The sequence below is a fragment of the Okeania sp. SIO2B3 genome (genome assembly GCF_010672525.1).
GTDB lineage: Bacteria > Cyanobacteriota > Cyanobacteriia > Cyanobacteriales > Microcoleaceae > Okeania.
On record NZ_JAAHGH010000007.1, the window covers coordinates 115,368 to 129,358 of the forward strand.

A 13,991-nucleotide genomic window follows, 5' to 3' on the forward strand; every position below is an offset into this window, starting at 1 on the left:
GTTCAAATTAGGGTAATCCTAAAAAGGAAAGGATGAAGCAATTCACGTAGATGAGTACCACCTCCTGCCATCAATTCGGGACTTGGGATAAATTTCTGGATAATCATCTTCAACTGAGTTTTTTCTCAATTATTTTAGTCGATCTTACTAAAGTATTCAGATTTTTGTCGATAGATTATTTATCCACTACAAAAATTCAAAGTCGAACTGACATTAAAAAAAAATAGGTATAGCACTACGCAAATACAAGATTGACATTCCTCTGTTCCCTATTCCCTGACAGCCCAAATTTATTGTCAAACACCAAAAGACGTAGTGCTTTTTTTATGAAAAACCTAGGTTTCCCAGTCAGCAGATGCAGAAACCCGGTGTCTCTAGATAGTAATAAATTTTGCCTGATCGCTAACTAACTGATAGCTACGGCCTCTTCAACAGCATTGTCATGTTCTACTCGAAAAACATTTGCACTGAGGTTAGCTACTATCTGTTTTCCTTGTTGAGTAAGATTTAGATAAGCCACCGCATCCTTAACATAACTATAAACCACATTCCAGTAAAACTTAGGATAGCCCTGGCGTAAATCACCAGGGTTATTATATCCTAATATTTTATTCTGGCCTGTTTCCTCAAATTCATAGAATAAGGCACTGATTTTTTGTAAATACCGGGGGTCACTTAACTGACCAATTAAATCTGCTGCCCTAACTAAACCAGGATAGTTTTCCTTATCCTGATGATCTTCATCTGCTGGTACAGGGAAACGAGTCAGTTCTATGTTACGCTTAATCACTTCTGCATCAATTAACTTATGGCCTCCAAAGCGTTCTTCAATAAACAGTTTACCTCGGTCAACATGATAAGGAGTTAGGTTGGCATCCGTAGCGCCTCTAGGTAAAGATACACTGGTACCATCTATGCCTGTAGCATATAGTCTTAGGTCTCCTCTATCTTGACGACATACACCTTTGACATACCCAATATCGTGACAAAGTAAGGAAATGTGATAGTGTAGCCAATCTTCACAAGAAACTCCACCTTCACGGATATGTTTCCCGCGTAAAATTTCTTGTCCCACTAAAGTTACAAGAATAGTATGTTCTACATTGTGATACAGGGCATCACTATTAGCAATATTTTCTAATGCCATTCCAGCTGCCCAGGCAATAATATCAGCATAATCTGCTTTATATCCACCATAAGTATGACGATAGCCATTAGTCAGCCGTTTTATGAAGGCATCAATTAAAAGTTCAGTGGAGTTAAACATCTGCAGTCTCCTAATTTACATTTTCTATTTCACTAAATGTCAGTTCAATGAACTGATACTCTTTTTTATTTACTATCATAAACAAATTATCTCACCTCATTTTCTTTTTTTCATTCCTCTATACTAATTATTATTATTTTTAGCCATAGTTAAAAAGTTAATTTGAGGTTTCAATATATAGCAATTTTATTTTATTTGTGAGAGTTTCTAGGCTTTTATGGACCACGGAACAGGGAATAGGGAATGGGAAACACTAAAGTAATAAAATTCTCACGAATGATTTAGGATTGCTATATCTACATTGATTGAATACTTTAGATACTATCCAAAGTTTAAGCTGGAAGATCGTCTATGAATCATTATATAATAGTTTTTCTATTTTATAGATAAAACTAGATTGTCATCTTTATATTTTACAAATAGTTCTGTGAAACCTGCCACTTTTATCTCATTGTTTTTTATTTGATCTTGATATCTTAAATCTTAATTTCATCATATATAATATCCTTGAATTATGCAATCGTAAAAAAATGTTTTAATCAAGAGGAAAATATTATAGTTTCATTATGTAAAAATGCTTATATATCTTATGAGTTTGTATAAGTTTTACGCTGGTCACTCTGTTGATTTTTTGGGAGTTTATTAGTAATAATAATCAAATTGTTGCAACTATCAAAAACAGGCTTTAGACTTAATCTTTAGTTATTTTTTCCTGAAGATAATACTCACAACTAAAATGTAAATACCACATATTTCGGTGTTATTTACTATTGACAAAAAAAATCATGTCTCAAGCTTCCCCTTTTAAGGGCATAAAAAAAAATTCTGCATTTTCCCGCCTCCCTATTGCAGGAGGTACTGAAGTCCGCAGTTCCTCCCCAAGAGGCTAACTGTTAACACAGTTCCTCTCTCAAGAGGCTAACTGAATTGACACATCAAGTCTAACATTCTATATTCGAGATAGCTTGATTGATTTAACTATAGAAGTATCAAAAAAATCATAGCCCCATTCTGTGATTAACGATTATAATTATGGTTAATATTCTTTTCAGATAACTATCATTGCCAATATATTAATTGCCAATATATTTAAAACCTTTATACTAGCTTTTTTGATGATTATTATATGTAATTTAATCTCGACTTGTCTGTGATTAAAATCTACTATTAGTTGTGAGAGTAAAAAATAACTAATGTGATTTGAATCACAATAATAAAAAAAATACTATATTAGCATCCGTAAAAATCAAAATAGTAATAATGAAAAATCGAAAAAATAAATATCAAAATATATTTTTTGAACCCAACTGTGAAGATAGTATCTTTAATAAACTACCTCAAGAAGTTAAACAATGGGCGGCTAGCTTGCCTTGGCATCAACGCCGTTATGTTTTATCTTTTTCTTATATTTTATGTGGATCTTCTCCAGAAAAACAAGCAGAATTTTTAGATGACTATATAGCTGATGGTTTAGCAGTCAAAATGCTACAAGATATAGATACAATTAACAGGATTAACAAATATCTAAGACGCTTTCGTACTCAAACAAAAATCAATGAAAATGTACTCAGAAATTATATTAGACAATATTATATTCATTCTGCTCAAGACGTACGCTGTAAAACTCAACAATATTTAGAATCGGCATTAAAATTAGTCATTAATACAGAAGAAAGAAATCACATATTTAACTATATTTTGGGATTTGAATTGGTTAAGATTATGTTCACAATGAGTTGGCTACAACATGAAAAATTAGCTCGTCTTCAAACAAATCAGGATAATTTTCTTAAAACATATATTAAACCAATTCAGCACGCTCATCAAATTAATGGCATTATTGTACCTAAAGATAAAGGAATATTTTTTGCAAAAAGAGATTATTATGTGCAAATACCTGAACTATCTCCAAAAAAATTAGTAACTTTAGTAATAGCAACTTTTACGACTGATAAAGTTACGAAATGTGGTTTTGCGATCGCTCGCCATATTAAAGCTTTAAAATTTGACTTTGATTATATATTTCAACAGCAAGAGGAAGAAGAAATTTTTCCTCTAGAATTTGAGTCTCTAGTTAATTAGAAGAAAATTATTCAAATGTATCTTTTAGAAATATATTAAATAATTAAATAATTAAATAGTTAAATATTGAGCTGCTTTCATATAAAGTATTTTCAGATTAATTATGATATAGGAATACTCAATAATTTATGATAAATTGATTACTTCCTGTTTCCTGCACCCTAGAAATCTACAATATCTCATAATTCAAACAAAATTGCGATAAATTGTCATTTTTTAAGTCATAAAAACTCTCTCTACTACCTATCACTTTCAGCTATACCCCATCCCCTCAAGCATTTTATTCTCTTTTCTTTCACAGTTCAAATGTAAATGCCATACTTCAATAAAGTAATAATCTCTTGATAATCTAAGCTCTTAGGCATATACCAAATATGTTAAATATACTGATACCATTAAAAATATAAATAAACCATATTCAGGAGCCTGTTGTGCTGCTATCGAAAGGATTTGAAGTAGAAATGTACACTGGCACACCCCAAGGTGATACTGTTGGCCTTTCAGACCAAATTGTGGCCAAAGTAGAGGGGTTTGTTAGGGAGCCAGATAGTAGAAATGTAGAATACACAACTGCACCATTGTGTAGCTACGCTCAACTTTTATGTGCTCTAGTAAAGCCAAGACTGAAATTGAGAAGTTATTTAAACACTTTAGGGGATTACACAATAATTCCAGGAAGTACCTTATCTTTAGGAGGTAGTCATACCTTTGAACGCTCTGACCCTAAAAACCCATATCACACATATATACAAGAAACTTACGGTGCAAAAATTGTTACCACCAGTATTCATATAAATGTTGGTATTAGTGACCCAGAATTATTGATGCGGGCTATTCGTTTGATTCGGATGGAAGCCCCTTTATATTTAGCTCTCAGTGCCTCTTCTCCTTTTCTAGATGGTCAAGCTACAGGGTTTCACTCTACTCGTTGGGCTACTTTTCCTAAAACTCCAGCTTATGTCCCTCTATTTGAAAGTCATAGTCATTTCATTAAATGGACTGAAGAGAAAATTGCTACAGGTGTTATGCAAAATGTCCGCCATCTGTGGTGTTCTGTGCGACCTAACGGCGATCGCCGTCCCTATAATCTTAATCGTCTAGAATTAAGAATTTGTGACTTTGTAAGTAACCCAATTATGCAGCTGGCCTTGGTAGCTTTATTAGAAGCTCGTTTATGGCAATTAATTGACGATCCTAGTCTCGACCCCTTAGAAAAAAGTAACTTATCTGCAACTAACCGTTTGGAAGATTTAGCAGCTTTAGCAGATAATAATGAAATAGCAGCAGCTCATCATAGTCTTGAAGCTCAACTCTCCCATTGGCAAGATGGTAGAACTATTTTAGCGAAAGATTGGATTGAGGAAATTTATCAACAGGTTTTACCTTATGCCAAAAAACTTGGCTTTAGTTGTTTTCTTTCTCCAATCAAAAAAATTATTCGGGAAGGCAATACAGCACAAAAATGGTTAGATCAATATAACAGTAGTCTTGATAGTCGAAGCGTAATTAAAGCAGCAATTTTGGAAATGGTACAACAAGAAGAGGAGCTAGAAGATCAATTATGTCAATCAATGGTGGCCTAATATCATGTCTGCTTGAATACGTATAGATAACGACGGAGGAGTTAGGAGTCTAGAAGGGAAGAAGAAAGAAGATTTGAAGAAAGTTTTTATCACTAACTAAAGGGACATGATATGGTCTGAAACCATTTCATTTGGGATTGCATGGTGACGAATGATTTTGGATTTGGGAATTTCTAGAATGATTAATATTAGGTTTTTTTAGCCAAAGTTTAAACTAATTTTTGGTAATATTATTCCATAATATCCAACTCCTTTCATTTACTTTAGCTACATAGGGTAAAAGGAGTTAGGAATTAAGGTAATACCAGTTTTATATGAGGTTGCATAGAATGATGAAATTCATTAAATCGATCTATATTTATCTACGCTTACCTATGGTCAATTATGCTTTAAATATTATTCTATGCAGCTTCATTTCAATTTGGTATAAGTAGCATTATTTATTTTAATTAAGGCTTGCTGATTAATCCTAAAACCATTGAAAGGTAAAGGTTTGAGCCTTATTTAATTCCCAAGGGATGCGCTGGTTTTAGTATAAAACCCTCATGCCTTTTAGCATAAAAGGCAAACCTTCGGACAGAAAAATTGAGGAACAAAACGCCCGCTCCTACCTCCTCGCTCCCGACCCATTCCTCCTGTCTTCACCTCCCCTCCTGGGAGGGGGAGGGGATAGGGGCGAGGGGTGGGTTGTCTCCTGTCTCCTGTCTCCTAACCCTACCAAAAAGCTTTATGAGCGCAAACCCTAATTATTATAACTTCTACTGTGTCAAGATTTTTTCCTCAACTAGGAAATCAAAATATAGTGTTTCTTAGAACGGTGAGGCACGACACTATAGCAGTCCTAAATGAAATAGAGAAGCACTCTAGACAGCGTCAGGAATTGATACAGAACCTTTCTCCAAAATCATCTGGGATTACTATAGTCTAGAAAGCAAAACTAACAAAACTAAAATCAGACTAGGGGAAAAAACTTAATTGCTATATAGGCATTATAGTTAAGTTTTTATTATACCTATATTGATTGTATATTGTATTGAATTTTTAGAGAAATCCTAAAACTTAAAAGTAGGATATTCTAGCTAACAACTGTAATGTTCTCAATATCAAAATAAATTGATTTAATGCCTCAGATTGTTCTAGTATATCCGCAAATTCCCCCAAATACAGGAAATGTTGCTCGTACTTGTGCTGCTACTAATACAGAATTACATCTAGTCAAACCTTTGGGTTTTGAAATTAGCGATCGCTATTTGAAACGGGCAGGTTTAGATTACTGGCCTTATGTTCAACTATATAACCATGATAACTTCAAAGAGTTTCAAACCTATCATCAGCAACGAGGTGGAAGACTGGTAGGTTTTAGTGCAAAGGGAGATTCTAATTATACTAAATTTCAATACCAAACAAATGATTGGCTATTATTTGGTTCAGAAACTAATGGACTACCACAAGATGTCCTAGAGTATTGTGTAGCAACTCTCTATATACCAATGACACAACCAAAGGTTCGTAGTTTAAATCTTTCTGTTAGTGCTGCCTTGGGTTTATTTGAAGCCAGGCGTCAATTGGATTATCTGAGTTAAAATCATTATTTCTGATAGTATCTATAAAATCTATAATCTTTAATTTTACAGATATGAATGATGAAAAACACCATATATCCCCAATCAAAACTATAGTACTACACTAAATATAGTGTTTATAACTCAAAAATCCTTAAGTTCTGAAATATTCCAATTTAAGTATTTAATGGGTCATTTTGCTCTATAGAGGTTTATCTATACAATCTGTAATTCTATATTTATCTATAAGAAATTTCTATAGCTCTAGTAATTGTCACGATCGCCAAGTTAGTGTATACCAAAATTTAGATTATATTTCCTCCTGAAATCCTTTTGTTAGTCTAGAGGGTATTTACTAAAGGACTATTCAGAGAAGAATACAATTGGACAATTTCTAAATAACATGGCAAAAACAAACTATGAGCCAGAATGTTGTAATATTTAGTGTCTTAAAAGTTAGTTACTCTTTTTTGCTCTTTTTTTGACCATCAAATCAAAATTAAATTAAAATTATCCTTGCTTTTTTTATGAAAGCAAGATAATGTAGCCTAAGTTTGATATTTGTCAGTGATCTTGATCTCTAAAATAGAGTTAATTAGATCATTGACAAGGAAAAATTAAAGACAGTTAAACGCTTGTCAATAGGAGGTCGTTCTTTGAAACGAACATTTCCAAGTAAAGGAAAATCTGCCACTACTTGTGAACTTCACACAGAAGCAAATATTGAGCAGTCAAAACAAATAAGTACAGTTGGTAGCAAAACTTCTTCCGCTGCTGCCATGATTGGACTTGCTGCTATTTCAACTACTATGGGTGCATCAGGCATCCTGTTCTCTGGGAAAGGCGATATTGCAGTAGCAGCAGAACTTCCTGGAGTAGACACCAACAAACATGAACTTTCAACTAGAGAATTAAATGTTACTGGAGTTAATAGGTCAAAAGGTCTACTGCTTCAGAAATTAACCCAAGGGTATGTAGAGGCAGAAGGAAATACTGATTCTGAAGTTGAAGCAACTCAACCTGAGACTGTTCTGCCTTTAGAACATACACTAGGAGAACAATCCTTTTTTCCTATAGAACTTAAACAGAAATATAGCCAGACTAAAGCCAGAAAATCTGAGCAAGAGACTGTAGTTTTTTCTGAACCGAAAATTAATAAATTACAAACTAATGAGCTGCCTCCTCTGGGGTCTCTAGCTCAAGTGCAGGTCAAAGAGACGATAGGCACTAATAGTCAGCTAATTGACCAATTAAAAGTAGGAATTAATCCTGTCCAAAGACAAGAAAACCTCTCTACCAAAAATTCTGTAGAGTCGAGGTATAAGCAGTTAGTTTCTGAGTCTGTAGAAAAGTCCTTTGATTCATCCACAGAGAAATTTCTAGATAAAGGTGCTAAATCAGAAAATTTAGTTGTTAAAGAACCAGCTCTAGAAATAGCCACTCCTTCTGAATTAGACCATAGTTCCACGGCTAAACAAATCGCCAATAGTCAAACAGAAATTGCTCAAGAGTCAATCAAGACTGAAGGGACTAAACTAGAAGGGGCAGTGGTTATTGATTCTGATATGACATCTACACCAGTTTCATTGGTATACAAGGTGCGTGTAGGAGACACACTAAGTTTAATTGCCAAGGAAAACAATGTATCTGTCGAAACTTTAGCTAGAGTTAATAATATTAAAAATCTAGATGTAATTGAAGCCGCTAAATTACTTAAAATTCCTCAGCAACCATTTTCTGAATCATTAACACTTGTAAGTTCTACAAGTAGTTATTCAAAAAAGGAATTTAGTCAACCTTCTTTGGAAACTACAACTAGCCAACCCAATATTTCTGAAGTCAAGCTTCCTAATATCAAGTCTAATTATTTATCGTACAGCGTACCAAGTGTGACTGAAGCTGAAGTTCCACACGGAAGTGTACAACTTGTTTCTTGGTCTCAAGGTATAGACGAGGGTCGAGAAAATCAAATAGACAAGAAACCAAAAGAATTTTCAACTTCAACACAGTTGGTTGCTACAGATAGCCCGAAAAATCCCTTAGTTAATAAAGTATGGCCTGATAATTTAGGTACAAGGGAATCTAGACAAAATCCTGTGGCATCTTCTAGTAATAGTCAACCCGTTCAACCATTACCAGTGGACATAAATACTGAGAGTGGTGATTTACTACCAAAAGGAAAATCCGATAGTAAAAACAATCCTTATGGTAACCGTTTGAGGTCAGAAATCAGCAGGTTAAGAGAGGAATATAACAATCAAAAAGAACTTGAAGATTCTCAAACAATAACCTCAGAAGCAATAAATATTCCAGTACCTGAACCGTGGTCTTCAGAACAGAATTTACCGAATAATTCTCAAGTTATTAACGAGAACAATAGTAGTAGATACTTACAACCAACTTATCAAGAAGAAGTAAGTCGCAGCCAAACCAGACAATGGTCTGAAGAAATGGGAACTAACAGACCTGAAATCAGAAATCCTGCTACAGTTGTGAAAGAACTACCCCTAGAAAGAGATATTAGTCAATCTCAAAGGTCATCAGTCATGGCCACAGCACCAACAGGAGCTAATTTTAATGAGATTCTGAATAATCCTTCACTAGGAAAAATGGTTTCTCCAGACTTGCCACCTCTGGGTAAAGCTGATACCTATTTACCTGGTGGTTCAATGCAATTTACCGGGTATACATGGCCTAGTAAGGGTACTTTAACATCAGGTTATGGTTGGCGCTGGGGAAGAATGCACCGTGGCATTGATATAGCTGCACCTACTGGTACTCCTATTGTTGCTGCTGCTCCTGGTGTTGTAACCTTTGCTAGTTGGAGTAGTGGAGGGTATGGTAATTTAGTGGAAATTAAGCATCCCAATGGTAGTCTGACCGTCTATGCTCATAACAGCCAAATTCTTGTTAGAGAAGGTCAAAAAGTTGCTCAGGGTGAGCTAATTGCTAAAATGGGAAGCACTGGACGCAGTACTGGGCCACACTTACATTTTGAAATCCATCCGACAGGAAATGGAGCTGTTAATCCTATGGCTCTTTTACGTTCGGGAGTGTCATATAATTAGGTTCAGTGTTGCATATAAGTGGGAAAGCACCGTCTTTTAAGCGGTGGATGGAAACGACGGGCGCGGATTTTAATCCGTAGTAAAAAAAATGTGTTATAATGATCCGGAAAATTAAAAAGTAGCCTCCATGGTATGCATGGCCGGAGAGAGTGATGGCAATTGACATTGCCTAGTGGACTGCTGATGTATACGTACTATGGTACGGTACTGGCAATGTGGTTGTTTTGCAGGAGCAGCATACTTCGTAAACGAGCAATTTGGAAAACTTGGTAATAGCGCCCGTTTGACAGCTCTGAAGAATCTACGCGGATTTATCCCGTGGAGAGTCAAAATGAGAATGATTTTATATAGTACAGTTGTTTTAATCCCATTACATATTTGTATGTATTGGGAGGAAATCAAAGCCTTCTAATACTCAGAACTTATTCTAACTCCCTAATCCCACCTAACAGTCTTCCTATTTTCAGTGCAACGCCTCAAATGTTAAAATCCCCATTGTTGTCAGTGAAAATGGGGATAGAGATATAAATAAACTTAGGGTGCAAATTAAATCTAGTTTGGTTTTTTTCAGAAAAAAATAGTAAAGGATTGAATAAATTACAATATTCTGTGCTATAGTTATGAATGGTTGAAAATTTAGGCTCAGTAGCTCAGTGGTTAGAGCAGGGGACTCATAAGCCCAAGGTCGCAGGTTCAAATCCCGCCTGAGCCATATATTATACATATAAAGTAGTAATTATTTTTGTGATTTATCCAAATAGCTCACAATAGTCTAAGCTTAGTCAACAACTAGTCTTGAGGTGAAAGTATTTGGTTATTTATGGAATCAGTAGGCCTCCTAGGTCTTCAATAATTGATAATTGATAATTGATAATTACCTCTCCCTAAAAGGAAGAGGATTGAATAAAAAGAAAATTTTTTCTCTCTTGGTCGATTGGATATGGCGCAGGTTTCGGAGCCATCCCTTGACCTCTTGTTTCTTCTTTCAAGAAGAGGATTTTTACCTTAACTATTCGGTAACTGCGTTAACAGGTTTATGATTGGGGAGTTAAACAGTGATAAGGCCAGTATATCAATTATCAGTATAATGGATAATGGTTTGGCATTTACAGCGCTTTTGCTCATTGATGAACCACATCTTCACAAGCAAAACTTTGTAGGGACGTTCCATGGAACATCCCTACTGTGGTCTACCCAAATGAAAACCGCTGTAAGCTGTATATCCCAATTGGAGCTAAGGAAACAATGGAGATGGGAACAGCGGTGTACCCTAAGTCTGCGAAGCATGTTAGCTCCTCTGTAAGGGACTAGAAGCAAGGAGTCAAGGGATATTGATGTCCCTTCCATACGGGACGCTACGAGACCCTTTGCGAAGCGCAAAAACACCATATCCAATGGACTAATAAAGGGAATGCGCACTTCTGTGAGGAAATAGGGAATACAAAATGTCAATAGGCCTGAATTTAGTTCCGGTTAAATTTTTACCATCAACTAGAGTTTGGAAACAGTTAACTGATAACTGAATAGTGGGGGGTGAATTACGAACCTGTTAAAAATATTAACTGATGACTGTAACAGATATGACTGATAATATATTCTATACTGTTAGAACTAAACTTTAAAACACTAAAATACTTCATTTATTCTTACTGGTCAATCCAATGATGACTGCACAGCATATTTCACTATTATCTCAAAAACTGGAGTGACAATTACTTTTATACTGCTTCCTCTTACTTGTTTCTCAGGGTCATTTCATTCTAGATTTTGGCAATGAATTTATTGATTTTCAGACAGCGAAAGATAAATTTCCTAAAGCTTGAAATAAGGTGGTTTCATCAATACATAAAATGGCACAGTTTAGAATGAAACAGCTATGCTTGTTTATATTATTTGAATATCCTTCGATTTGTCAACTTTGAGGAATGTAAAGCCTGAAAGAACTCTTCCTATACTTTTGTGGATAATCCAATTTTACTCAACTTTTACTCCACAGTTGTTAACTTGCACGAATTTTTTTTTAGTGTCGGGATAAATGGCGAAAATATTTGATCTGAAAGCTTTATGTATAGTAATAGTAGGGCTGAAAACTAACACTCTGCTAACGCTAGACAGGTTTAGATTTTCTGTGGTATAATAGACAAAAATAAGTATAAATTAAGGTTTAGTTCAGTGACTCTTTGCTAGTCCAACTACCGAAAATCCTCTGTGGTTTAGTCGGAGGAAACATTCCAATAAAATGAATACCAAAACTAAAAAAGGTACATGAAAACAGATTTAATTCGCAACTGATTAACTGTCTCAAAAAACTTTTATTTGTACATCCACCTAGATATTTGAGAATCAGAATGGAATGAGAGGCTGAGTATGAAAATATTTGATCTGCTAAGTTGATCTAGGGAGGTCTGACAAGAGACATTCTAGGGTGTTATTTGTACTTAAGGAGTATAAAGAGGCAATATGGAAGAATAAAGAATCTCAAACCATAAGTTTTCTTTTAGTTTTGAGTGTCAACAAGTTATTTTAAGGAGAATTAAATAATGACAGACGAATGCCTGCGTGTGGGCCAGGAAGCCCCAGATTTCACTGCTACAGCTGTAGTGGATCAGGAATTCGAGACAATTAAACTTTCTGATTATCGTGGTCAGTATATAGTTTTATTCTTCTATCCCCTGGACTTTACTTTTGTTTGTCCAACAGAAATTACGGCATTTAGCGATCGCTACAAAGAGTTTGAGTCACTTAACGCTGAAATTTTAGGAGTTTCAGTAGACAGTGAATTTTCACATTTAGCTTGGATTCAAACAGATCGTAAATCTGGTGGAGTTGGAGATCTTAACTATCCACTATTATCTGACATTAAGAAAGAAATTAGTTCTGCCTACAATGTCTTAGACCCAGAAGCAGGTATTGCTCTGCGGGGGTTGTTCATTATTGATAGAGAAGGTATTATTCAACACGCCACGATTAATAATCTTGCTTTTGGTCGTAATGTTGATGAAACCTTACGTACTCTACAAGCTATTCAGTATGTACAGGCTAACCCAGATGAAGTTTGCCCTGCAGGTTGGAAACCAGGAGATAAGACTATGAATCCTGATCCAATCAAATCTAAGGAATTCTTTGCAGCTGTTAAATAAATTGATTTAGGCAGTCTATAAAGTACCGAATAATTGAAAAAAAATTCAACTCCAACACTTTCATAGATATTCTGAATCTAAAAGTGTTGGAGTTGTAAATTTAAAGGATATTTAAACACATTAAAGTTTTGAGTTTTAACTTTTAAATTATATCAAGATTATGCTAACTTCCTATGATTTTAGAGGTTTAATAAATCAACGTTTTGTTCAAAATTTATTACCTATTCCACCTATTAATAGTTTGGATAACGGAAAAAGAACACCAGATTTTGAATTGCCAGATCTCACAAATGGTAAATTAGTTCGTTTGTCAGACTATTGGGGGGTAAAGCCTGTCATACTTGCTTTGACTCGTATCTTTACGGAAAAACAGTATTGCCCATTTTGTTTCCCTCATATCTTAGCTTTAAATAATAATTATGAAAAATTTTTAGAGCGGGGAATAGAAATATTAATGATTACGAGTACAGATAGGGAACAAAGTAAGACTGTGGTGAGCGATCTAAGTTTAAAAATGCCTTTACTCAGTGATTCTAGTTGTCAGGTGTTTAAAAATTATCAAGTTGGTCAAGCTTTGGGAGCACCTCTGCCAGGACAATTTGTATTAGATAAACAAGGTAGACTTAGCTATAAACATTTGTTTTCTTTTCTAGATCATAATGCTAGTATTGAGGACTTATTTGATGTTTTAGATAATTGTATATAGCAATCTTATTTGAGTTGTGAGATATTGTAGATTTTAATAAATAGGCAATAGGGAACAGGGAAAACCGGAGATGGGAATGAGAAAAACTGAAGCAATAAAATTATCACAAATGATTTAGGATTGCTATAGTTGAGCAAAATGGCTATTAGTAGCTGAATTATTTCTTAGTGCAAGTAACTCTATTTTTTATAGACTAATCTCGCAGGTAAATTTAGCCTGTGGCGTTGAAACATAGCTTGATAGTCTGTTATCCCATTTTGATAAATGTTTGTGACAAATAGTAGAATTAAGGAATAGGGAAGACCGAAGTTGGAAGAAGGAGTAAGTTTTGAAAAAAAGGTAAATAATGATAGAGGTAGCAATTTCAAATGAATTGGAACAGCTCTTTATTAAGTATCTCCGTTCAAAATGCACTTTTTATAGCATTCTTTTTTTTTACTGGTATTAGTTATATACCCAAATTTTAACTGCAAATCTTGCCAATTTTCATTATGGTTAAGTATCTTAATTTTTCAGAAAAATCAGATAATATCATGTCCGGTAGCATCGGTCTTGTATAGAGAAGGTAAGGAAGAAGGAAGAA

Annotated in this window: 7 protein-coding genes and 1 tRNA gene; 7 read left to right on the plus strand and 1 reads right to left on the minus strand. The window is 34.7% G+C overall.

Annotated elements, in window-relative coordinates:
* Window positions 1-406: 406 nt before the first annotated feature.
* Window positions 407-1,267 (minus strand): Npun_R2479 family HD domain-containing metalloprotein, encoded by an 861-nt coding sequence (locus F6K15_RS08825; protein WP_293059910.1) that lies wholly within the window; start codon window positions 1,265-1,267, stop codon window positions 407-409.
* Between the two features lie 1,260 nt (window positions 1,268-2,527).
* On the opposite strand from F6K15_RS08825, the gene F6K15_RS08830 reads away from it, so the two are divergent.
* The 7 genes from F6K15_RS08830 to F6K15_RS08860 all read left to right on the plus strand — a co-directional run bounded on the left by F6K15_RS08830 (window position 2,528) and on the right by F6K15_RS08860 (window position 13,408).
* The gene (locus tag F6K15_RS08830; RefSeq protein WP_293059913.1) at window positions 2,528-3,349 is read left to right on the plus strand and encodes a cobyrinic acid a,c-diamide synthase; all 822 of its coding nucleotides are present in this window, start codon (window positions 2,528-2,530) and stop codon (window positions 3,347-3,349) included.
* A gap of 431 nt (window positions 3,350-3,780) precedes the next feature.
* The gene (gshA, locus tag F6K15_RS08835; RefSeq protein WP_293059916.1) at window positions 3,781-4,932 is read left to right on the plus strand and encodes a glutamate--cysteine ligase; all 1,152 of its coding nucleotides are present in this window, start codon (window positions 3,781-3,783) and stop codon (window positions 4,930-4,932) included.
* A 1,121-nt stretch (window positions 4,933-6,053) separates the two neighbouring features.
* Window positions 6,054-6,515 carry a tRNA (cytidine(34)-2'-O)-methyltransferase gene (locus tag F6K15_RS08840; RefSeq protein WP_293059919.1) on the plus strand — a complete coding sequence of 154 codons (462 nt, stop codon included), beginning with the start codon at window positions 6,054-6,056 and terminating at the stop codon, window positions 6,513-6,515.
* Window positions 6,516-7,150: 635 nt separating this feature from the next.
* Window positions 7,151-9,562: a peptidoglycan DD-metalloendopeptidase family protein gene (locus F6K15_RS08845; protein WP_293059922.1), complete on the plus strand. Its 2,412-nt coding sequence runs from the start codon at window positions 7,151-7,153 to the stop codon at window positions 9,560-9,562.
* A gap of 639 nt (window positions 9,563-10,201) precedes the next feature.
* Window positions 10,202-10,274: transfer RNA gene (locus F6K15_RS08850), tRNA-Met, on the plus strand.
* A 1,828-nt stretch (window positions 10,275-12,102) separates the two neighbouring features.
* Window positions 12,103-12,702 carry a peroxiredoxin gene (locus F6K15_RS08855; protein WP_293059925.1) on the plus strand — a complete coding sequence of 200 codons (600 nt, stop codon included), beginning with the start codon at window positions 12,103-12,105 and terminating at the stop codon, window positions 12,700-12,702.
* Window positions 12,703-12,862: 160 nt separating this feature from the next.
* Window positions 12,863-13,408 (plus strand): peroxiredoxin, encoded by a 546-nt coding sequence (locus F6K15_RS08860; protein ID WP_293059928.1) that lies wholly within the window; start codon window positions 12,863-12,865, stop codon window positions 13,406-13,408.
* Window positions 13,409-13,991 lie beyond the last annotated feature (583 nt).

Bases quoted from the DNA above. Each gene is read 5' to 3' on its own strand.
- F6K15_RS08825 (WP_293059910.1), bottom strand. From the start codon at position 1,267: ATGTTTAACTCCACTGAACTTTTAATTGATGCCTTCATAAAACGGCTG.
- F6K15_RS08830 (WP_293059913.1), top strand. From the start codon at position 2,528: ATGAAAAATCGAAAAAATAAATATCAAAATATATTTTTTGAACCCAAC.
- F6K15_RS08840 (WP_293059919.1), top strand. From the start codon at position 6,054: ATGCCTCAGATTGTTCTAGTATATCCGCAAATTCCCCCAAATACAGGA.
- F6K15_RS08855 (WP_293059925.1), top strand. From the start codon at position 12,103: ATGACAGACGAATGCCTGCGTGTGGGCCAGGAAGCCCCAGATTTCACT.
- F6K15_RS08860 (WP_293059928.1), top strand. From the start codon at position 12,863: ATGCTAACTTCCTATGATTTTAGAGGTTTAATAAATCAACGTTTTGTT.